This window comes from Stenotrophomonas sp. YJH_SMC_48-3, from assembly GCF_059369375.1.
The window spans coordinates 320,542-339,868 of record NZ_JCAFSQ010000005.1 but is presented as its reverse complement, the minus strand read 5'-3'; the positions used below and the strand labels follow the sequence as shown (position 1 = coordinate 339,868).

Here is a 19,327-nt window from a genome sequence, read left to right as displayed (position 1 = left end):
CCGAGCCTCAGGCCGGCTTTACCTGCTCAGGCTCCGCAGTCTCCGGCAGTGGCGGCAGGCTCGGGTCCACCGTCACCGGCACATCGCTCTTCAGCAGTGCGGCGGCTTCCTTGTCGCTGCCGACCGCCGGCGGTGAACCGCGCAGCGGCAGGCCAGCGGTCTCCTTCACGAACAGCATGGTGACCAGGCCGATCACTGCCGCGCCCATCAGGTAGTAGGCCGGCACCAGCGGATCGCCGGTACGTTCCACCAGCCATGCGGTCACCAGTGGCGTGGTGCCACCGAACAGCGACACCGACACATTGAAGGCGATCGACAGTGCGCTGTAGCGCACCGGGGTATAGAACAGCGCCGGCAGCGTGGACGGCATCGAGCTGGTGAAGCACACCAGTGCCAGGCCCAGCAGCATCAGGCCGAGGAAGATCAGTCCGTCGTTGCCGCTGCCGAGCAGCAGCAGGCAGGGTACGGCCAGCACCAGCAGCGCGATGCAGGCACCGATGATCATCGGGCGACGGCCAAGCTTGTCACTGAACAATCCGCCGACGATGTTCAGCGGCATCATCACCAGCATCACGATGATGATCAGCAGCAGGCCCTTGCTCTCGGCATAGCCCATGGTGACGCTGAGGTAGCTGGGCATGTAGGTCAGCAGCATGTAGTCGGTCACGTTGAACACCAGCACCAGGCCCATGCAGACCAGCAACTGGCGGCCATGTACCTGGATCAGCGCGGCGAGCCCGGGCCGGTCGTGCTCGCGCTTCTCGGCTTCCTCGGCGAAGGCGCGGAAGGCCGGCGTTTCCTCCAGTTTCATGCGCATGTACAGGCCGAGCAGGCCCAGCGGGCCGGCCACCAGGAATGGAATGCGCCAGCCCCAGTCCAGCATCTGTCCGCTGCTCAACAGCATGTGGAGCGCGGTCACGGTTCCGGCGCCGGCGATGTAGCCGCCCAGCGTGCCGAACTCCAGCCAGCTGCCCATCAGGCCGCGGTTGCGGTCGGTGGAATACTCGGCGATGAAGGTGGCCGCACCGCCGTACTCGCCGCCGGTGGAGAATCCCTGCACCACACGTGCCAGCAGCAACAGCACCGGTGCCCAGATGCCGATGCGCTCGTAGGAGGGAATCAAGCCGATCGAGAACGTGCCCAGCGCCATCAGGATCATGGTGAACGCCAGCACTTTCTGGCGCCCATAACGGTCGCCGAGCGGGCCGAACACCAGGCCGCCGAGTGGACGCACCAGGAATGCCACGGTGAAGGTGGCGAAGGCGGCGATCACCTGTGCCGTGGGGTTGCTGGACGGGAAGAACACCTGGCCGATGGTGACGGCCAGATAGCCGTAGACACCGAAGTCGAACCACTCCATGGCATTGCCAAGTGCGGCGGCGCCCACGGCGCGCTTGAGCATGGGCTTGTCGACGACGGTGATCTCATCGACCTTCAGGTGGCGGCGGCGTTTGAACCAGCCGAAGTGGGCATGGGAATCGGGCGTGTCCTGCATAGGGGCTCCCTTGTAGGTATGGAATAGGGGAATGGGTGCTGTGGTGTATCCCGGAAATCGGAAACGGCGATGCAGGCGCAAGTGGCGCAGGGGCATCGGAAGGCGGCGTGGGGGCCGGGGAATGTGTGCAGGCGCAACGCCACGCGCACGGCAGAGCACCGCCGCAGGGGCGGAGACGCGAAAACGGGATCACAGCGGCCGAGCAGTCAGCGGCCAGGTATCACATCAGCGTAGGGGTGCAGGCAGAGCGCCTGCTGGCGTCATCCGCCGGGATCCAGCGCGAGGCGATGGAAATGCAGGGCGGGAGCATTCGTGGCAAGCGAAGCGCCGGTCGGCAGTGCTTCCCGCGTAACAGGTGCGCCCGTCACGTAGTGGGTCGTGTCGATCATCCTTTCATCATAACGGCATCGGCGTGAGCATGCAGCGAAGCAGGCCGATCTGCACGCTGTGTTCCACCTCGCCTGTTCAGAAGGCTCAGGCCGACTTCGCCACCAAACCGAACACCGTGCAGGCCATCGCCAAGGCGCCCGGCAGTGCCAGTTTCCGCGTGACCAGTGCGGCGCCGATCATGGTGAGCACCGAGAGCATGATGGCCAGGGCGAAGAACGGTTGGCCCTGCAGGAACTGGTGGATGCAACCGGCACAGCCGGCAATGGCCAGGCTGGTGGCAAAGCAGACGTGGAACAGTGAGCCAGCGTACACAGAGGTTCCTCGCGATGATGGAGGCCATAGCGGCAGGCAGGCGGACAAATTTAGCGCTGATTGCAGATTGCGATGACGGGATCACATCCTGTACCCGCTCTGGTGACATCGGCGTGCATAAGGTGGAGCGCACACCCACTTTCCGGATTGATGGAGGATGCAATGGCGCGGACGATTCCCGAAGGAACCCTGATCGTGGTAGCCGACGGTGGTTCGGCGCGGGTGTTCACCAACGTGGGCAGCAACCACCAGTTGACCCTGAAGCAGGAAGGCGAACTGCGCCTGCAGGACATCAGCGAGCAGGGTGTATCCGGGCAGGGGCCTGCGGGTGCCGTGCCGAAGGACATGTCGGTCTCGCAGCTCAATGAGGCCACGTTCGCCAAGCAGGTGGCCGAACAGCTCAACGAAGATGCCTTGAAGAACCGCTATGCGCACCTGGTATTGATCGCCGACCCGACCACGCTGGGCCGCATTCGTCCGCTGCTGCATAAAGAGGTCCAGGCGCGATTGCTCGGGGATATTGCCAAGGATCTGACCAACGCGCCGCTGGAAGACATCCAGAAGGCACTGGCGGCGTAGCGCTCATGCCGTTCATGCGTGATCACCTTGCGAACGAGCCCACCTCTGCGGAGGTGGCGGCGCAGCCTGGCTGGCAGGTGCTGGAGTTCGGTGCGCCCTGGTGTGGTCATTGCCAGGCCGCGCAGCCCGCGTTGCAGGCTTTTGTCGAAGCGAACGATCTGCCGCATTGGAAGATCGAGGATGGCAAGGGAAGGCCATTGGGGCGAGCGTTCAAGGTGAAGCTGTGGCCGACGGTGGTGCTGCTGCGCGATGGAGAGGAGATCGCGCGGGTGGTAAGGCCTTTGGACAGCGCGGATCTCATGTCGTTGCAGAGCGCACTTCCCGGTTGAAGAGTAAACCCGGTGCGGGACACCGGGCAGTCGCACTGCAGCATGCGGCGTGACAGGCCCGGTGCTAGGATCCGGCTATCGCCTGAATCGATCCAAATGCCGATGCCCACGCTGGACCGTCGTCTCCTGATCGCTGTCGCCGCCACGGCGATGCTCGCTTCCGGCCTGGCGTCGGCCGCGCCTGCCAGAACCGCCGCCGACAAGGCCTATGCCTCGGTCGACCCGTTCATTGGTACGGGTGGTGAAGGCCACACTTACCCGGGTGCCACGGTGCCGTTCGGCATGGTCCAGCTCAGCCCGGACACACGCATCCAGCCACGCGAAAAGGCCTATGGCTGGGCAGCCGGCTACCGCTACGACCACAGCAGCATCGTCGGCTTCTCGCACACGCATTTTTCCGGCACTGGCCATTCCGATCTGGGCGACATCCTGCTGATGCCGTTCACCGGCAGTCCCGGCCTGGAGCGTGGCGATCCTGAGAAGCCGGGCAGCGGCTATGCCTCTCGCTTCCGCCATGACGATGAGAAGGCCGAGCCGGGCTACTACGCCGTCACCCTGGACGACTACAAGGTGCGCGCCGAGCTGACCACCAGTGCGCGCGTGGGCGTGCATCGCTATGCCTTCCCCAAGGGCGCCGACGCCAAGGTGCTGCTGGACATGCGCACCAGCATGTACGACTACCCGGGCAAGGTGCTGTGGTCGCGGGTGCGGGTGCGCGCCGATGGTACGGTGACCGGCTTCCGGGAGACGCGCGGCTGGGCGCCAGGTCGCCAGCTGTACTTCGCGATGCGTTTCTCGCGGCCGCTTTCCGGGCATGAGCTGCACAACACCGAGCAGGACATCGTCTACAAGGGCTTCCCGCCGCCGGGCGAGAAGGATCCAGCGCAGCGCGCACAGGTCGAGGGCCGCCAGCTGGTCGGTACCTTCGCATTCGGCAAGCTGGATGCACCGCTGGTGGTCAAGGTCGCGATCTCGCCGGTCAGCGAAGCCGGCGCCATTGCCAACCTCGACGCGGAAGTGGCCGACTTTGATTTCGACCGCGTGCGTGCGCAGGCGAAACAGGAATGGACGCAGGCGCTGTCGGTGCTCGATATCGATGCGCCCGAGCACGCCCGCCGCAGTGCCTATACCGCGCTGTACCACACCCTGCTGGGGCCGACGCTGTTCATGGATGCCGATGGCCAGTACCGCGGGCCGGACAATGCGGTGCACAAGGCGGATGGCTTCACGAACTACTCGACGTTCTCGCTGTGGGACACCTACCGCGCGCTGCATCCGTTGCTGACGCTGGTGCAGCCGGAGAAACGCAACAGCGACTTCGTCAATTCGATGCTGGCCCACCACGAGCACAGCCCCTACGGCATGCTGCCGGTGTGGTCGTTCCATGGCCTGGAAGACTGGTGCATGATCGGGTACCACGCCGTTCCGGTGATCGCCGACGCCTACGTGAAGGGCATTCGTGGCTTCGACGCCGACAAGGCATTGAAGGCGATGGTCGAGACTGCCAACTACGGCCCGTACGATGGCATCGCGCAGTACCGTGAGCTGGGATATGTGCCGATCGACGAGGAAGGCGAAGCGGCCAGCAAGACGCTGGAGTACGCCTTTGATGACTGGACCATCGCACGCATGGCGCAGGCGATGGGCAAGGCCGATGTCGCGGCGACCTTCGACAAGCGCGCGGCCAACTGGCGCAATGCGTTCGACAAGGACACCGGCTTCATGCGCGCGCGCAAGCGCGATGGGAGCTTCCGTACGCCGTTCGACCCCAGCGCCAGCGGCTATGGCACCGACTACACCGAGGGCAACGCCTGGCAGTACTCGTGGTACGTGCCGCAGGACGTCGCCGGCCTGGCGGCGGCGCACGGGGGCAGCGACAAGCTGCTCGCGCGCCTGGACGAGGTGTTCAACGCCAAGGTGGATCCATCGATCTTCGAGCACATGGAAGACATCACCGGCCTGATCGGCTGGTATGCGCACGGCAACGAGCCCAGCCACCACGTGGCCTACCTGTATTCGTACGCTGGCCAGCCGTGGCGCACCCAGGCGCGGTTGAAGCAGATCATGGACACCCAGTATGCCGACCGCCCCGATGGGCTGGCCGGCAACGATGATGTCGGCCAGATGTCGGCGTGGTACGTGTTCACCGCCTTGGGCTTCTATCCGGTGGCCCCGGGCTCGGGCGAGTACATCCTCGGCCGCCCGTTCCTGCCGAAGACCGCGATGCGCCTGCCGAACGGCAAGGCGTTCACCATCGTGGCCGATGGGCTGGATGACAGGCACACCTACGTCGGCAACGTGAGCCTCAACGGCAAGCCGCTGCAGCGCACCTTCCTGCGCCATGACGAGATCCTGGCAGGTGGCGAGCTGCGTTTCACCATGCAGGCCGAGCCGAACAAGGATTGGCCGGGGCAGGGCGCGCAGGCGCCCTATTCGATGAGCCGGTGATGATTGGTAGGTGCCGACCTTGGTCGGCACGCTTCACGGCTGACCTTGAACCTGTAGAGCCGAGCCCATGCTCGGCTCAGGCATCGTGCCAGGAGCAGCCGAGCATGGGCTCGGCTCTACAAGGGCGGTTCAACAGCGCTCATCGGCACCGCAACCCCACCCGCGCACCGCCGATCGGGGCGGTATCAATCATCAAGGTCGCGCCATGCCGCTGCGCGATCTCGGCCACGATCGCCAGCCCCAGCCCGCAGCCGTCGCCCTCACTGCTCGCCCGATAGAAGCGTTCCGTGACGCGCGCGCGTTCGGCTTCGGCGATGCCTGTACCGTCATCGTCCACCCATACCTGCACGCCCTCGGCATCCCGCTGTAGTCCCAGGGTGATCACGCCGGGCACGGCGCCGTAGCGCAGCGCGTTGTCCAGCAGGTTGCCCAGCGCCTCGCGCAGCAGCTGCGGATCACCTTGCACCTGCACACCGTCGTCGGGTCCGTCGTAACCCAGGTCCACGTCGGCCGCCAACGCACGGTCGGCGTAGCGCTCGACCACGCCCCGCGCCAGCGCGGCCAGATCCAGCGGCTGCAGCGGCAGTGCGCTGCCATGTGGATCTTCCGATCGACTGAGCATCAGCAGTTGGTTGACCAGGTGCTGCAGCCGCGCCAGCCCGGCCAGCGTGCCGGACAGCGCCAGTTGCTGGGCGTGCGGATCGTGCTGGCGCAATGAACTCTCAAGCTCCACCTGCATCGCTGCCAGCGGCGTGCGCAGCTGGTGCGCGGCATTGCTGACGAAGCGCCGCTGTGCATCCTGCATCGCGTCCAGGCGCTGCAGCAGCGCGTTGTAGGCCTCCACCGCCGGCCACAGTTCGCGCGGAGCTTCCTGCGCCGGATCCAGCGGCGCCAATGGATCCGGCCGCGGGCTGGCCAGCTTCCGCGCAACCAGGTTGGCATGGCGTGCGGCAGCGCCTGTACCGGACCAGGCCAGCCATGCCGCCAGTGCCAGGATCGCAGCCTGGAACGGAACGCTGGTCAGCAGCAGCTTGCGCTCCAGCCGGTGCCGCTTGCGCAGTGTCTCGGCCACGCGCAGCCGGATGTCATGACCCGGCCCGGCGCTGACCACCACTTCGACCATGCGCACGGCCTGCCCACGCAGGCGCGCGTCGTAGTAGACGGCATCGTCGCTGCCGGCAGCGATCGCGGGGCGGGGCAGCGCTTCGGGCAGGTCGCCATACAGGCGCCCGCCCGCGGCGTCGACCACTTCGCCATGCACTTCGTCGGCGGTGTCCCAGGTGAACATGCGCGACACCGCCGGGGTGATCTCGATGGACGCGCGGCCGTCCTGCACCGTCACCAGCTCGGACAACGACATCGCCGAGTCCAGCAGCCAGCGGTCATAGACCTGCCCGGCATAGAAGCGGGCCAACGTGAATGAACCGACCGCGCTGCACAGCAGCAGCACCAGCAGGGGCAGCCACAGGCGGCGCAGCAGCAGGCCACGCAGGCTGTGCACACGCTCAGTCACCGCCGGCTTCCAGCCGATACCCCAGGCCACGCAGCATGCGGATGCCGACGCCGGCGCGCGCCTGTTCCAGCTTGCGGCGCAGGCGGCTGACATGCACTTCGATCACTGACAGGTTGGCCTCGTGATCCCAGCTGTACAGCGCGTCGAACAGACGCTGCTTGGTGACGGTGCGGCCGGGATGCTGCATCAGTGCCTCGACCAGCGACAGCTCGCGCGCGGTCAGTTCGATGCGCTGGCCTTCCACCTGCACTTCATTGCGGATGCTGTCGAAGCACAACCGGCCCAGCCGCTTCTTTGCCGGTGCGTCGCTTCGGCGGCGTGACAGCGCACGCAGGCGCGCCTCCAGCTCACCGAGTGCAAATGGCTTGGCCAGGTAATCGTCGCCACCCCGGTCGAGGCCGAGGATGCGGTCCTCCACACCGTCGCGCGCGGTCAGGATCAGCACCGGCAGGGTGACACCGTCGTTGCGCAGGCGCGAGAGCAGGTCCAGGCCATCGACGTCGGGCAATGAAAGATCGAGCACCATCACGTCATACGGCGCGCTGGCCAGTGCAGCCGGCGCGTGCAGCCCGCGCGAGAGGTGGTCGCACAGATGGCCGGCGCCCTGCAGGGCGCGGATCAGTCCATCGGCCAGCGCGGCGTCGTCTTCGATCAGCAGGATTCGCATTGCAAGCTTCGTGCAAGGTTGGGGCAAGTTTGGCGCAAGTGCATCACCTTACCGTGACGTGCATGAATTTCTCCCCTCGTTTTGCGGCCGTGCTGGCCACTCTTCTGTGCGCGCCCACCGCTTCGGCGCTGTCCCTGCAGGAAGCGCAGCGCGCCATGGAAGCACACAACCCGGACCTGCGTGCGGCGGCACTGGAGCTGCGCGGCGTGCAGGGCGATGTGCAGACGGCGGCGTTGCGCCCGGCCACCGAGTTGTCGATCGGCACCAGCAAGATCAGCCCCAAGCATGGCATCGGCTCGGGACGCTGGCAGGACAAGCGGGTGGACAGCACCGTGGGCCTGGGCTGGACCTGGGAGCGCGGCGGCAAGCGCGCATTGCGCATCCGCCAGGCGGACGCGCTGCTGGAAGTGGCCGGGCCGGACATGCTCGATACCCGGCGCCGGCAGCAGGTGGCACTGCATGAAGCCTATTTCGCTCTGAAGGGCGCACAGGAGCGGGCGCAGATTGCCGATGCCAACCGCCAGAGTTCGGCCGAGCAGATGGCGGCGGCGGACAAGCAGGTTGCCACCGGGGCGATGGCGCCGGTCGACCGCGCGCGGCTGGCAGTGGACGACCTGGCGGTGGCCGATGCGGCGCGCGAGGCGGCCCTGGATCTGCGCGATGCACGGCATGCGCTGGGGCTGCTGCTCGGCCGCGACGACAGCCATGACCTCAGCGCCGATGATCCGTGGCCAGACCCCGCGGGCAGGGTCGATACGCGTGCGTTCGACCCACAGCAGCGTGCCGATCTGCGCGCGGCACGTTCGCGCCTGGCCGCGGCCGACGCCGGTGTGGCACTGGCGCGCAGTGAGCGCCATCGCGACATCCAGCTGGGTGTGGAGGCCGAGCGCGAGCCGACCGACATCAGCGGTGTCACCTGGGGAGTGTCATTGACCATTCCGCTCGGCGGCCCGTCACGTGCACGCGGCGCGATCCAGCGTGCCGAGGCCGACCGTGACAGCGCCGCGCTGGAGCTGCAGGTGCTGCAGCGCGAAGCGCGTGCCGAACTGGACCAGTTGCAGGCCAGCGCCCAGTCCGCCGCGCAGCGCCGGAGCGACTACGAAGGACTGCAGTCCGACGCCGCACGCAGGGCGGTGCAGGGCATCGAGCTGGCCTACCGCCGCGGCGCCGCCAGCCTGACCGATCTGCTGGATGCGCGCCGCAGCTGGCGCGAGTTCGAGGCCGCGTTGATTGAAGCGCGTGCCGATCATGCCATTGCTCTGGCGCGCTGGGAAGCGGCCACATCCGTTGCTGAAGGAGAGTCCCGATGAAGTCCACCGTCGCTTATCGACCGCAGGCGCGACAGGCCGTGCTGCCGGCCTTGCTGGCGCTGGCCCTGCTGGGCGGCTGCGGCCGCGAACCGGCGTCGTATACCGAGGACGCGCCGAAGGTCAGTGCTGGCCAGATCCAGTTTCCTGCCGGTAGCCGCCAGCTGGACGTGCTACGCAGCGAGGCGGTCACCGCCGGCGCCAGCGCCAGCCTGCAGCTGCCGGGCCGGGTGGTCTGGGACGAGACGCGCTCCAGCGCGCTGCGTACGCCGTTGGCGGGGCAGGTGGCGCGTATCGAGGCACAGCCGGGGCAGAAAGTGAAGGCGGGCCAGGTGATCGCCTGGATCACTTCGCCCGAATTCGGCCAGGCCCAGGCGGAGGGCGTGCGCGGCCGTGCCCAGCTGCAGCAGGCCCGCAAGGAGCTGGAGCGCACCCGCGAGTTGCATGCGGCAGGTGTGGCGTCGGGGCGCGAACTGGACGAGGCCGAGGCCAATTTCGCCGGCAGCCAGGCCGATCACGCGCGTGCCACCGCCTTCGCCAAGGCCTATGGCAATGGCCAGCACGTCGATCAGCGCCTGCCGTTGCGCGCGCCGATCGATGGCGTGCTGGTGGAGCGGCGGATGAGCCCGGGCATGGCGGTCAGCCCCGACAGCGAACGGCCATTGGCGGTGATTGGCGATCCGGACCGCCTGTGGTTGCAGCTGGATGTACCGGAGGGCCTGGCCGGACGTTTGAAGGCGGGCATGCAGGTGAGCGTGCCCGGGCCCGATGGACAGCCGCTGCAGGCGACCCTGCAGCACGTGGATGACTTCGTCGACAGCGAACGCCGCGTGGTGCAGGCGCGCGCCGAGCTGGACAACCGCGCACGCGGTTTCAAGGCGGGGCAGTACGTGCGCGCCCAGGTGGCGTTGCCGGCCGAAGGCGGTGTCTCGCTGCCCGATGCGGCCGTGTTGTTGATCGACGGCAAGCAGGTGGTGTTCGTGGAGGAGGGCAAGGGCCGCTTCGTGCGTCACGCGGTGCATGCCGAGGAGCTGGGCGATGGCCGGCTGTGGGTGCGTGAGGGCCTGGCCGCAGGCGCCAGGGTGGTGGTAGAAGGCGGCCTGCTGCTGCAGCAGCTGGCGGACAGCGCACCGGCCGCCGCCAGCACCGGCACGGGGAACGCCGCCCCATGATCGATCGCCTGATTGCCTACTGCCTGCGCCAGCCATTGATGGTGATGCTGGCACTGCTGCTGTTCATGGGTGCCGGCATTGCCGCGTTCCGCGTACTGCCGGTGGAAGCCTTCCCGGATGTATCCGACACCCAGGTGACCGTGGTGTCGCTGCACCCGGGCCGTGCCGCCGAAGAGGTCGAGCGCGAGGTGACGATGCCACTGGAGGTGGCGTTGTCCGGCATCCCGCATTCGGTGCGGGTGTTCTCGCATACGCAGTTCGGCCTGTCGATGATCATCCTGACCTTCGACGACAAGGCCGATGACTACTTCGCACGCCAGCAGGTCCTGGAGCGCCTGCAGGGCGTGGAGCTGCCGGAAGGGGTGACCCCGGAACTGGAGGCGATGAGCTCGGCGGTAGGTGAGATCTACCGCTATGTGCTGAAAGGCCCGCACATGACGCCAACCCAGCTGCGCACCGTGCAGGAATGGACGATGGAGCGCAGCCTGCGCACCGTGCCGGGCGTGGCCGATGTGATCAGTTTCGGCGGCTTCGCGCGTACCTTCCAGGTCAAGCCGGACCTGGACAAGCTGCGTGATCGCGGCATCAGCCTGGGTGAGTTCGCCGAGGCGCTGGAGAGGGGCAGCTCGAATGCCGGCGGCGGCTACGTGGAACGCGGCCAGCAGCAGTTCCTGATCCGTGGCGTGGGCCTGATGCGCTCGCCGGCCGACATCGGCAACGTGGTGGTGGCGCAACGCGGGGGAACGCCGATCCTGGTACGTGACCTGGCCGGCATCGCCGATACCGGGCTGCCCCGGCAGGGCCTGGTCGGCCAGGACGACAACGACGATGCGGTGTTCGGCATGGTGCTGATGCGCAAGGGCGAGAACCCGTCCGACGTGCTCGACGCCCTGCATGCGCGCATCGCCGAGATCGAGGCCAACCAGTTGCCGGCCGGGGTCAGCATCGAGCCGTTCTACGACCGCTCGTGGCTGGTCTCGACCACGCTGAATACCGTGTTCCGCAACCTGCTGGAAGGCGCGGTGCTGGTGTTCCTGGTGCTGTGGCTGTTCCTGTACAACGCCCGGGCCGCACTGATCGTGGCGGCGATGATGCCGCTGGCGCTGCTGTCGACCTTCCTCGGCCTGCATCTGTGGGGTGTGCCGGCCAACCTGCTGTCGCTGGGTGCGATGGACTTCGGCATCATCATCGATGGCGCGGTGATCGTGACCGAGCACATCGTCTCGCGATTGTCGAAGCTGCCACCTGCGGCTGATCGGAAGACGCGGTTGTCGACCATTCTGTCGGCCGCTTCGGAAGTGGGCCGGCCGACGTTCTTCTCGATGCTGATCATCATCGCCGCGCACATCCCGATCTTCACGCTGCAGCGCCAGGAAGGCCGCATGTTCGCGCCGATGGCGTACTCGGTGACCTCGGCATTGATCGGCGCGCTGATCCTGGCGCTGGCCGTGGTGCCGTTGTTCTGCTACTGGTGGCTGCGGCGCGACCGCATGCGCGACGGCAATCCGCTGATGGACCGCCTGACCGGCTGGTATCGGCCGGTCCTGGAGCGCGCGCTGGCCCGCCCGCGTGCGGTGGTACTGACCGCAGTCGCGCTGCTGGTGGGCACGCTGGCGCTGGGCACCCGCCTGGGATCGGAGTTCCTGCCCGAGCTGGACGAAGGCTCGATCTGGCTGACCGCCACGCTAGACCCCAGCACCAGCCTGGCCGAAGCGCAGCAGCAGTCGCGGCGCATCCGCGAACTGGTCGGCACGTTCCCGCAGGTATCGACGGTGGTGGCCAAGCTGGGACGCCCGGAAGACGGCTCCGATGCCAAGGGCGCCAACCAGATCGAGGCGCTGGTGGCGTTGAAGTCGGAGAAGGAATGGCCGAAAGGCGTGGACAAGCGACAGCTGGTGAGCGACCTGCAGCGCACGCTGGAGCGGCGCATTCCGGGCCCCGAGTTCTCGATTTCGCAGCCGGTGCGCGACAACATCCTGGAGAGCATCTCGCAGATCAAAGGCCAAGTGGTGATCAAGGTCAGCGGCTCGGATCTGGACGTGTTGAACCAGCAGGCGCAGGCGATCCTCGGGCAGGTACGCGGCGTGGAGGGCGTGGAGAGCGCCTTCATCGACCGCGACGGCTCGTTGCCGCAGCTGCAGATCGAGATTGATCGCGACCGCGCTGCGCGCTATGGCCTGAACGTGCGCGACATCGACGAGGTGATCGAGACCGCACTGGGCGGGCGCCAGGTCGGCGAACTGTGGGAAGGTGACCGCAGGTTCCCGATCACCCTGCGCCTGGACGACGCCGACCGCGACCTGCAGCGGTTGCGCACCGTGCCCGTCGGAATCGGCGATGGTCACACCGTGACACTGTCCGACGTGGCCGACTTCCGCATGGCCAGCGGCGCGATCAACATCTCGCGCGAGAACGCACAGCGGGTGAAGGCGGTGAGCATCTTCATCGCCGGCCGCGACATGGGCAGCGTGGTGGCTGACATGCGCAAGCGCGTGGATGCCAGCGTACGGCTGCCGGAAGGCTACCGGCTGGAGTGGTCCGGCGAGTTCGAGAACCAGCAGCGTGCGATGAAGCGCCTGGCCTGGGTGATTCCGCTGTCGGTGTTGATCATCTTCGTGCTGCTGTTCGATGCCTTCAAGGACATCAGCAGCGCCGCGCTGATCCTGGCCAACGTGCCACTGGCGATGATCGGCGGCATCCTGGCCCTGTGGCTGACCGGCATTCCGCTGTCGGTGTCGGCGGCAATCGGCTTTATTGCATTGTTCGGGCAGGCGGTGCTGAACGGCGTGGTGATGCTCAGCCGCTTCGCCCAGCTGCGCGAGCAGGGCATGGACCTGCTGCAATCCGTGGTGCAGGGTTCGCTGCAGCGCCTGCGCACGGTGCTGATGACCGCACTGCTGGCGATGTTCGGCCTGCTGCCGATGGCCACCTCGCATGCGATCGGTGCCGAGACCCAGAAGCCGCTCGCGGTGGTGGTGATCGGCGGCCTGCTGTCGGCGATGCTGCTGACCCTGCTGGTACTGCCCACGTTGTACTACTGGGTGCATCGCCGCCGCGAGGCGCGCATCGCCTGACCTACCTGTAGAGCCGAGCGCATGCTCGGCTGCTTCTGGCCTTTGCGCAAAGAGCCGCCGAGCATGGGCTCGGCTCTACAAGGGCGTCGCGCCATGCGTGGATGCCACCTGTGCGGACTACACCATCCCGCCATTGGCGCGCAGCACCTGGCCGTTGATCCACCCGCCATCGGCACCAACCAGGAACGCCACCGCACCGGCGATGTCCTCCGGCGTACCCAGCCGCTCCAGGGGGTTCATCTTCGCCAACCGCTCGATCAGCTCGGGCGATTTCCCATCCAGGAACAGATCGGTGGCGGTCGGGCCCGGCGCCACGGCGTTCACGGTGATGTTGCGCCCGCGCAGCTCCTTGCTGAGGATCGCGCCCATGGTCTCCACCGCCGACTTGCTGGCCGCATACACGCTGTAGTTCTCCAGCCGGGTCCCGACCACGCTGGTGGACAGCGTGACGATGCGCCCGCCGTCGCGCACCCGTCGCGCGCTTTCGCGCAGCACGTTGAAGGCGCCCTTGAGGTTGATGCCGATCACCCGCTCGAACAGGGCGTCGTCGGTGTCGGCGAGCGGCGCCAGCTGCAATACGCCGGCGCTGTTGACCACCACGTCGATGCCGCCGAAACGGGCCTCGATGGCGTTGAACAGCTGGTAGACCGCCTGCGGATCGGCCACATCGGCCTGCAGCGCGATGGCCTGCGCGCCGGCTGCGTCGAGTTCGGCCGCCAAGGCTTCGGCGTCGTCGCGGCGCCCTGCATAGTTGATCGCGACCGCGTGGCCATCGGCGGCGAGCCGGCGGGAGATGGCGGCGCCGATGCCACGGGAGCCGCCGGTGACCAGGGCGACAGAGCGGGCGGGGGAGAGGGTCATGGTGGCTTCCACTGGGACACGCCGGAGCGGCGCAGGGCCATGTTCGCGCCATCGCACGTTCGGATAATCCTGCATAATCCGCCAACATCATCCGGATAGCCGAACAATGGACCGCTTTACGGCCATGCGCGCCTTCGTCCGTATCGTCGAGCGCCGTAGCTTCACCCGGGCCTCCGAGGACCTCGGCCTGCCGCGGGCCACGGTGACCGACGCGATCAAGGCGCTGGAACAGCGGCTGGGCGTGCGCCTGCTGCACAGGACCACGCGGCTGGTGGTGCCGACGTTGGAAGGCGAGGCCTTCTATGGCCGTTGCCTGCGCCTGATCGCCGACATGGACGATGCCGAGGCCGCCTTCCGTGACGCGCCGCCGCGCGGCCCCTTGCGCATTGAAGTGCACGGCACGCTGGGCCGGCACCTGCTGTTTCCGCAGCTGCCGGACTTCCTGCAGCGCTACCCGGAGATCGAACTGGACGTCAGCGAAGGCGACCGCTATGTCGACCTGCTGCGCGAAGGCGTGGATGCAGCGTTGCGGGTGGGGACGCTGGCCGATAGCGATCTGGCGGCGCGCCGGTTGACGATGCTGCGCGAGGTGACGGTGGCCTCGCCAAGCTATTTGCAGGTCAGGGGCGCGCCGGGCAGCATCGATGCCCTGCAGGACGGCCACCAGATGGTCGGCTATCGCTCCAGCGCCACCGGCCAGCTGATTCCGCTGGAGTTCCAGCAGGGCGGGCAGGTACGCTACGTGCCGCTGCCGGCGCGGGTGCGTGTGTCCGGTGCGGATGCGTTCCTCGGCGCCGCGCTGGCGGGCCTGGGCATCATCCAGGCTCCGCGCTACCGGATGGACCCGTATATCGCGCGCGGGCAGCTGGTGGAGCTGTTGCCGGACGCGCCGCCGACCCCAAGCCCGTTGAGCCTGGTCTACCCGCGCAACCGCACGCCGTCGCCGCGCTTGCGGGTGTTCATCGACTGGGTGGCCGGGGTGTTCGAGCAGGCCGGGGTTGCCGGCCAGCGGCCGGCACTACCGGAGCGGCACGCGAAGCTGTCCGACCGCAGGGGGTAGTGCCGGCCGCTGGCCGGCATCACAGCGCGTGCAGCGGCCCCTGCATGCGATGGAAACTGCCATCGGTGGCGGTGAACCAGGCCAGCGAATGCCCGCACGCGAAGTCATCGACATGCACGACCGTAGCGCCATCGGCTTCCTGCCACGAAATGGCATAGACCCCGTCGCTGATCTGCTGCCACTCGCAGGCGGCTTCACCCTGCGCACCGGCATAGGCGCCGGAGACGATGGCGTACTGCACGTGGCGGCCATCGGCGCTGTAGACATTGTCGGCGGCCAGGCCGTCATAGCGGACGCGGAAGCGGCGGCCGGCGAACACGGGAAGGTCAGCGGCGGTGTTCATCGGATCGCCACCGGGTTGATGTTCACCTGGGTCGAGCCGACATACAGCGGTTGGCCGAGCACGAACAGGAATTCCCAGGCCTTGTCGCGCACCAGGGCACGGCTGTCGATCAGCTCCAGGTTGTAGATGCCGCGCTTGGCCAGCATGTACTGGTTGACCGGAAATTCCTCGGCACCGTCCGGGTTCGGGTAGACCTCCGAGGCCCAGGTGTCGCCACCGAAGGCGACGATGCCCTGGTCGGCCAGCCACTTCGCCGCCTCCATGCCGATGCCCGGTTCCACTTCCAGGAACTGTTTGTCGTCCTTGCCGATCAGTTCCAGCCAGCCGGTGTTGAACAGCACCACGTCGCCCTTGCGCAGGCTCAGGCCCTGCTTCTTCAGCACGGCCTGGATGTCGGCCACGGTGAACTCGGTGCCACCGGGCACGATCGCCTTGCCGTAGTACGCGGTCATGTCCAGCACGACGCCGCGGGTGACCATTGGCGGCACCTTCTCGACGCCGAGCTTGCGCACACCGTCCACGGTGACGAAGTCGGCGGCCTTGTTGCCGTTGTAGTAGACGTTGTCGATGCCGATATGGCCGATACCGTTGAGCTGGGTGCCAACGCCGGTCCAGGCGTTCACCAGTTCATCGTTGAAGGTGAACCTGTTGGGGCCCAGCGATTTGCCGGCCTGCTGGCCGACCTGAACGTTGTACAGGCGGAAGCTGCGGTGGCGGAACGCGGGCAGGTTCTTGTCCACCGGCACCGCCAGCGGATAGGTCTTGCCGGTCCTGACCAGCGAGACCGCGTGCTTGACCACGTCGGCGGTCAGCAGGTTGGCCGCGCCGATCTCGTCGTCGGCGCCGTAGGCGGAGGGATACCAGTCCTCGGCGGTGGCCTGGAAGGACAGCGGCAGGGTGGCCAGCGCAAGCGCGGCCAGGGTCTTCATCTTCATGGCAAAGCTCCGGTAACTGTCAGACCGTCGCGGCGGCGCGGGCATGGGCCGGGAAGTGCGGCAGCACGTACTCGGCGATTTCGTGGAAGGTTTCGGCCAACGGCCGTTCATTGCGGCGGAACTGCAGGCCGATGTGGTCGACACCGGCTGCCTGCATGGCGTGCAGCTCGGCCAGCACGGCTTTGCGGCCGCCGCGCAGCCCAAAGCGCCAGCGCTGCAGCGGGGCATCGGCATCGGCCACCAGGTCCAGGTGGATGAAGCTGGCATACGGCTTGTTGCCGGCCACGGCGCGCCAGGCCGCCACGCGCTGCGCATGGTCCTGTGGCGTGCCCGGGTAGGCCAGGCAGCCATCCATGTGCTGGCCGATCCACGCCGGTTGCTGCTGGGCCAGGCCGGCCACGAACAGCGGCAGGGCCGGGCCATCCGCGGGCAGCACGTCCAGGCCCTGCGGCAGGTGCGCGGCGGCGCCTTCGCGCAGCATTGCGATGTGCTCGCGGAAGCGGTTGCCACGGCTGTCGAAGTCGCGGCCGAACAGCGGGTACTCCACCGGGCGGTCGCCACTGGCTACGCCCAGCAGCAGGCGGTCTCCGCTCAGCCGCTGCACGCTGCGCGCCGACTTCAAGGTCAGCAACGGCTCACGGATCGGCAGCACCACCGCACCGGTGCCCAGCAGGATGTCATTGGTGATGCCGGCCAGGTAGCCGAGGTAACTGAATACCTCGAACACCTGCGCCGCATCGCCGAAGGCTGGGTCGTACACCGGTACGTCGCGCACCCACAGCGCACGGAAGCCGAGGCGGTCGGCTAGCCGTGCCAGTTCCGCATGGCGCTGCAGGTCCGGTTCGCCGGGCAGGCGTCGCGCGGCGCGTCGTGCCTGTTCGCCCAGCGGCGTCCAGTCATTGTCCAGCGGTGCTTCGACGCCGATGCTGAAGCCACCGGCCTGCAGCCGCGTCAACGCACTACCCATGGCGAGGCGCCTCAGTCCCAGGCCGGGGCCAGGCCCGGCGGATCGACTTCGCGGCCGTTGCGGTCAAGCGCGGCGATCGCGGCCATGTCATCGGCATCCAGGCGCAGGTCCTGGGCGAGCAGGTTGCTGGCCAGGTTCTCGCGCTTGGTCGAGGACGGGATGACCGAGTAACCCCGCTGCAGCGCCCACGCCAGCGCAACCTGGGCCACGGTGGCCTGGTGCTTGCCGGCGATGGCGGCCAGCACCGGATCCTTCAGCACCTTGCCGTAGGCCAGGGTCATGTAGGAGGTCACGGTGATGCCCTGGTCCTGCAGGAAGGTGGTCAGTGCCGGGTTCTGCAGGTAGGGGCTCAGTTCGATCTGGTTGGTGGCGATCTCGCCGGCGCCGACCACCTCGATGGCCTGCCGGGTCAGTTCGATGTTGAAGTTGGACACACCGATCTGACGGGTCAGGCCCAGCGATTTGGCTTCGGCCAGCGCGGTCATGTACTCGCGCAGTTCAACGCCATTGCCCGGCGCCGGCCAGTGGATCAGCAGCAGGTCGACGTACCCGGTGCGCAGCTTGGCCAGGCTGTCGCGCAGGCTCGGGATCAGCGTGTCGGCGGCGTAGTTGTCCACCCAGATCTTGGTGGTCAGAAACAGCTGGTCGCGTGGCACGCCGGATTCGGCGATGGCCTGGCCGACCTCGGCTTCGTTGCCGTATATCTGCGCGGTATCGACCGCACGGTAGCCGACGTCGAGGGCGTTGCGCACCGAATCGATGACGGTCTGGCCGGTCAGGCGGAAGGTGCCGACGCCAAAGGAAGGAACGCTCATGATGGACTCCAGGGACTCCGTTGAGAGCCGGTGGGCTCGGGACAGGGCGAAGTGTGGGCGCTTTACATTTGTTGATTAAGCCGTGTATACGGGAAATGCTTTTGCGCCGAGGTAAAAAATGAAAACCACCCTGGATGAGCTGAAGGCCTTCGTGGCCGTGGTCGACAGCGGTTCGATCACGGCCGCGGCCGAAGAGCTGGAGCTGACCATCTCCGCCACCAGCCGCACCTTGGCGCGGCTGGAGGACAAGCTGCAGACCACGCTGCTGCGGCGGACCACGCGGCGGCTGGAACTGACCGAAGAGGGCGCGGCGTTCCTGGAGTACGCGCGCACGATCCTGGCCACGGTGGACGAGGCCGAGGAACAGATGGCCGCGCGGCGGCTGCAGCCGGTCGGGCGCCTGCGCGTGGACGCCGCCACGCCGTTCATGCTGCATGTGATCGTGCCGTTGCTGGAGGGCTTCCGCGAGCGCTACCCGCAAGTCGAGCTGGAGCTGAATTCCAACGAGGGCATCACCGACCTGATCGAGAAGCGCACCGACGTGGCGTTCCGCATCGGTGTGTTGCGCGATTCCACCCTGCATGCGCGGCCGATCGGCCACAGCCGCATCCGCGTGGTGGCCAGCCCCGAGTACATGCGCCGCCGCGGCACGCCGACGCGCGTGGAGCAGTTGCGCGAGCACGACCTGCTGGGTTTTACCCAGCCCAGTTCGTTGAACGAATGGCCACTACACGATGCCGATGGCGGCCCTTTCGTGATCGCGCCGGCGATCGCTTCATCCAGCGGCGAGACGCTGCGGCAGATGGCGGTGGCCGGGCTGGGCATCGCCTGCCTGTCCGACTTCCTGACCCGCCAGGATCGGCGTGAGGGCCGCCTGGTGCAGCTGTTCGCCAAGCAGACGCAGGAGGTGCGGCAGCCGATCAATGCGGTGTACTACCGCAACACCGCGCTGGCCGCGCGCATCACGTGCTTCGTCGACCACGTGACGCAGACGCTGGGACAGCGACCGTTCGACGAATAGAGAAGGGTAGAGCCGGGCGCTGGCCGGCTTTCCCCACCT

Annotated in this window: 18 protein-coding genes; 8 read left to right on the top strand and 10 right to left on the bottom strand. The window is 67.4% G+C overall.

What is annotated here, in order from left to right; translation table 11 throughout:
• Positions 1–7: 7 nt before the first annotated feature.
• From proP to AC5P65_RS10800, 3 genes are all read right to left on the bottom strand, one after another.
• Positions 8–1,495 carry a glycine betaine/L-proline transporter ProP gene (gene proP, locus AC5P65_RS10810; protein ID WP_180832515.1) on the bottom strand — a complete coding sequence of 496 codons (1,488 nt, stop codon included), beginning with the start codon at positions 1,493–1,495 and terminating at the stop codon, positions 8–10.
• A 260-nt stretch (positions 1,496–1,755) separates the two neighbouring features.
• Positions 1,756–1,884: a hypothetical protein gene (locus tag AC5P65_RS10805; protein WP_258014252.1), complete on the bottom strand. Its 129-nt coding sequence runs from the start codon at positions 1,882–1,884 to the stop codon at positions 1,756–1,758.
• An 85-nt stretch (positions 1,885–1,969) separates the two neighbouring features.
• Positions 1,970–2,197 carry a hypothetical protein gene (locus tag AC5P65_RS10800; protein WP_019337747.1) on the bottom strand — a complete coding sequence of 76 codons (228 nt, stop codon included), beginning with the start codon at positions 2,195–2,197 and terminating at the stop codon, positions 1,970–1,972.
• Positions 2,198–2,359: 162 nt separating this feature from the next.
• Here AC5P65_RS10800 and AC5P65_RS10795 point away from each other — a divergent pair, with 162 nt between their 5' ends.
• From AC5P65_RS10795 to AC5P65_RS10785, 3 genes are all read left to right on the top strand, one after another.
• On the top strand, positions 2,360–2,776 hold the full coding sequence (locus AC5P65_RS10795) for a baeRF12 domain-containing protein (protein ID WP_019337746.1): 417 nt from the start codon (positions 2,360–2,362) through the stop codon (positions 2,774–2,776).
• A gap of 5 nt (positions 2,777–2,781) precedes the next feature.
• A complete protein-coding gene (locus AC5P65_RS10790) occupies positions 2,782–3,105 on the top strand; it encodes a thioredoxin family protein (RefSeq protein WP_019659840.1) in 324 nt (107 codons plus the stop codon).
• A 96-nt stretch (positions 3,106–3,201) separates the two neighbouring features.
• Positions 3,202–5,553 (top strand): GH92 family glycosyl hydrolase, encoded by a 2,352-nt coding sequence (locus tag AC5P65_RS10785; protein ID WP_180832513.1) that lies wholly within the window; start codon positions 3,202–3,204, stop codon positions 5,551–5,553.
• A 139-nt stretch (positions 5,554–5,692) separates the two neighbouring features.
• Here the strand turns inward: AC5P65_RS10785 and AC5P65_RS10780 are convergent, their stop codons facing one another.
• Both AC5P65_RS10780 and AC5P65_RS10775 read right to left on the bottom strand, forming a co-directional pair.
• Positions 5,693–7,066, bottom strand: coding sequence for a sensor histidine kinase (locus AC5P65_RS10780; protein ID WP_111098559.1), 1,374 nt, complete (start codon positions 7,064–7,066; stop codon positions 5,693–5,695).
• On the bottom strand, positions 7,059–7,733 hold the full coding sequence (locus AC5P65_RS10775) for a response regulator (RefSeq protein ID WP_111098529.1): 675 nt from the start codon (positions 7,731–7,733) through the stop codon (positions 7,059–7,061). The genes AC5P65_RS10780 and AC5P65_RS10775 overlap by 8 nt, the downstream gene beginning before the upstream one ends.
• A gap of 62 nt (positions 7,734–7,795) precedes the next feature.
• Between AC5P65_RS10775 and AC5P65_RS10770 the strand changes: the two genes are divergently transcribed.
• From AC5P65_RS10770 to AC5P65_RS10760, 3 genes are read left to right on the top strand one after another with little or no spacing between them, the layout of a single operon-like run.
• The gene (locus AC5P65_RS10770; protein WP_495215567.1) at positions 7,796–9,043 is read left to right on the top strand and encodes a TolC family protein; all 1,248 of its coding nucleotides are present in this window, start codon (positions 7,796–7,798) and stop codon (positions 9,041–9,043) included.
• The gene (locus AC5P65_RS10765) at positions 9,040–10,212 is read left to right on the top strand and encodes an efflux RND transporter periplasmic adaptor subunit (protein ID WP_134729081.1); all 1,173 of its coding nucleotides are present in this window, start codon (positions 9,040–9,042) and stop codon (positions 10,210–10,212) included. Before AC5P65_RS10770 ends, AC5P65_RS10765 begins: the two co-directional genes overlap by 4 nt.
• Positions 10,209–13,286 carry an efflux RND transporter permease subunit gene (locus AC5P65_RS10760; protein ID WP_111098526.1) on the top strand — a complete coding sequence of 1,026 codons (3,078 nt, stop codon included), beginning with the start codon at positions 10,209–10,211 and terminating at the stop codon, positions 13,284–13,286. Before AC5P65_RS10765 ends, AC5P65_RS10760 begins: the two co-directional genes overlap by 4 nt.
• 117 nt (positions 13,287–13,403) lie before the next feature.
• Here the strand turns inward: AC5P65_RS10760 and AC5P65_RS10755 are convergent, their stop codons facing one another.
• Positions 13,404–14,147 (bottom strand): SDR family oxidoreductase, encoded by a 744-nt coding sequence (locus AC5P65_RS10755; protein WP_111098525.1) that lies wholly within the window; start codon positions 14,145–14,147, stop codon positions 13,404–13,406.
• Positions 14,148–14,253: 106 nt separating this feature from the next.
• Between AC5P65_RS10755 and AC5P65_RS10750 the strand changes: the two genes are divergently transcribed.
• Positions 14,254–15,207: a LysR family transcriptional regulator gene (locus tag AC5P65_RS10750; RefSeq protein ID WP_180832511.1), complete on the top strand. Its 954-nt coding sequence runs from the start codon at positions 14,254–14,256 to the stop codon at positions 15,205–15,207.
• A gap of 19 nt (positions 15,208–15,226) precedes the next feature.
• Here the strand turns inward: AC5P65_RS10750 and AC5P65_RS10745 are convergent, their stop codons facing one another.
• From AC5P65_RS10745 to dkgB, 4 genes are read right to left on the bottom strand one after another with little or no spacing between them, the layout of a single operon-like run.
• On the bottom strand, positions 15,227–15,550 hold the full coding sequence (locus tag AC5P65_RS10745; protein WP_111104673.1) for a MoaF-related domain-containing protein: 324 nt from the start codon (positions 15,548–15,550) through the stop codon (positions 15,227–15,229).
• Complete coding sequence (locus AC5P65_RS10740; protein ID WP_111104676.1) at positions 15,547–16,485, bottom strand: cyclase family protein; 939 nt, start codon at positions 16,483–16,485, stop codon at positions 15,547–15,549. Before AC5P65_RS10740 ends, AC5P65_RS10745 begins: the two co-directional genes overlap by 4 nt.
• Positions 16,486–16,504: 19 nt before the next feature.
• On the bottom strand, positions 16,505–17,452 hold the full coding sequence (locus tag AC5P65_RS10735) for a TIGR03571 family LLM class oxidoreductase (protein ID WP_180832509.1): 948 nt from the start codon (positions 17,450–17,452) through the stop codon (positions 16,505–16,507).
• Between the two features lie 11 nt (positions 17,453–17,463).
• Positions 17,464–18,267, bottom strand: a complete 804-nt coding sequence (dkgB, locus tag AC5P65_RS10730) for a 2,5-didehydrogluconate reductase DkgB (RefSeq protein ID WP_180832507.1) — start codon at positions 18,265–18,267, stop codon at positions 17,464–17,466.
• Between the two features lie 118 nt (positions 18,268–18,385).
• On the opposite strand from dkgB, the gene AC5P65_RS10725 reads away from it, so the two are divergent.
• Positions 18,386–19,288 carry a LysR substrate-binding domain-containing protein gene (locus AC5P65_RS10725; RefSeq protein ID WP_180832505.1) on the top strand — a complete coding sequence of 301 codons (903 nt, stop codon included), beginning with the start codon at positions 18,386–18,388 and terminating at the stop codon, positions 19,286–19,288.
• Positions 19,289–19,327 lie beyond the last annotated feature (39 nt).

Excerpts from the sequence above, each read along its gene's own strand:
- AC5P65_RS10790 (WP_019659840.1), top strand. The coding sequence starts at position 2,782 with ATGCCGTTCATGCGTGATCACCTTGCGAACGAGCCCACCTCTGCGGAG.
- AC5P65_RS10785 (WP_180832513.1), top strand. The coding sequence starts at position 3,202 with ATGCCGATGCCCACGCTGGACCGTCGTCTCCTGATCGCTGTCGCCGCC.
- AC5P65_RS10765 (WP_134729081.1), top strand. The coding sequence starts at position 9,040 with ATGAAGTCCACCGTCGCTTATCGACCGCAGGCGCGACAGGCCGTGCTG.
- AC5P65_RS10725 (WP_180832505.1), top strand. The coding sequence starts at position 18,386 with ATGAAAACCACCCTGGATGAGCTGAAGGCCTTCGTGGCCGTGGTCGAC.
- dkgB (WP_180832507.1), bottom strand. The coding sequence starts at position 18,267 with ATGAGCGTTCCTTCCTTTGGCGTCGGCACCTTCCGCCTGACCGGCCAG.
- AC5P65_RS10750 (WP_180832511.1), top strand. The coding sequence starts at position 14,254 with ATGGACCGCTTTACGGCCATGCGCGCCTTCGTCCGTATCGTCGAGCGC.
- AC5P65_RS10770 (WP_495215567.1), top strand. The coding sequence starts at position 7,796 with ATGAATTTCTCCCCTCGTTTTGCGGCCGTGCTGGCCACTCTTCTGTGC.
- AC5P65_RS10795 (WP_019337746.1), top strand. The coding sequence starts at position 2,360 with ATGGCGCGGACGATTCCCGAAGGAACCCTGATCGTGGTAGCCGACGGT.
- AC5P65_RS10745 (WP_111104673.1), bottom strand. The coding sequence starts at position 15,550 with ATGAACACCGCCGCTGACCTTCCCGTGTTCGCCGGCCGCCGCTTCCGC.
- AC5P65_RS10735 (WP_180832509.1), bottom strand. The coding sequence starts at position 17,452 with ATGGGTAGTGCGTTGACGCGGCTGCAGGCCGGTGGCTTCAGCATCGGC.
- AC5P65_RS10760 (WP_111098526.1), top strand. The coding sequence starts at position 10,209 with ATGATCGATCGCCTGATTGCCTACTGCCTGCGCCAGCCATTGATGGTG.
- proP (WP_180832515.1), bottom strand. The coding sequence starts at position 1,495 with ATGCAGGACACGCCCGATTCCCATGCCCACTTCGGCTGGTTCAAACGC.
- AC5P65_RS10755 (WP_111098525.1), bottom strand. The coding sequence starts at position 14,147 with ATGACCCTCTCCCCCGCCCGCTCTGTCGCCCTGGTCACCGGCGGCTCC.
- AC5P65_RS10740 (WP_111104676.1), bottom strand. The coding sequence starts at position 16,485 with ATGAAGATGAAGACCCTGGCCGCGCTTGCGCTGGCCACCCTGCCGCTG.
- AC5P65_RS10775 (WP_111098529.1), bottom strand. The coding sequence starts at position 7,733 with ATGCGAATCCTGCTGATCGAAGACGACGCCGCGCTGGCCGATGGACTG.
- AC5P65_RS10805 (WP_258014252.1), bottom strand. The coding sequence starts at position 1,884 with ATGATCGACACGACCCACTACGTGACGGGCGCACCTGTTACGCGGGAA.